We start from the raw sequence: 626 nt of genomic DNA, 5'->3' as shown, positions 1-626 counted from the left end.
ATCGACGTGTACGACTGGCCGGGACGGTTTGTTGAGACCGGGCATGCGGAGTTCTACGCCCGTATCCGTCAGGAGCGCTGGCAGGTGGAGCACCAGCAGATTCAGGCGACGGCCACGGCCGCGGGTATTGCACCGGGACACACCTTCACCCTGACTAACGCCCCGTTCTTCAGTGATAACGGTGACTATCTGGTCACGGCGGCGGGTTACCATTTCGAGGAGAACCGCTACGCGAGCGGCGAGGGTGAAACCCTTCACCGCACTGATTTCGCGGTCATCCCGGCGTCGGTGTCATACCGTCCGGCGCAGAGCACGGCGTGGCCGCGCACCTACGGCCCACAGACGGCAAAGGTTGTGGGACCAAACGGGGAGAGTATCTGGACGGACAAATATGGCCGCGTGAAGGTGAAATTCCACTGGGACCGTCTGGCGAAGGGGGATGACACCAGCTCCTGCTGGGTGCGCGTGTCGAGCGCCTGGGCGGGTCAGGGGTACGGCGGAGTGCAAATCCCGCGAGTCGGCGATGAGGTGGTGGTGGACTTTATCAACGGTGACCCGGACCGTCCGATTATCACCGGGCGGGTGTATAACGAAGCAAGCATGCCGCCGTGGGCGCTGCCGGCGGC

General features: G+C 63.7%; 1 protein-coding gene. It reads left to right on the top strand.

The features are described from left to right. Nucleotides 1–626 (top strand): type VI secretion system Vgr family protein (locus tag AC6BYQ_RS28540; protein ID WP_447854829.1); only part of this gene is annotated, 626 nt, incomplete at both ends.

The sequence above is a fragment of the Serratia sp. LTN-2 genome, from assembly GCF_059740205.1.
This window is presented reverse-complemented; position numbering and strand designations above follow the sequence as displayed.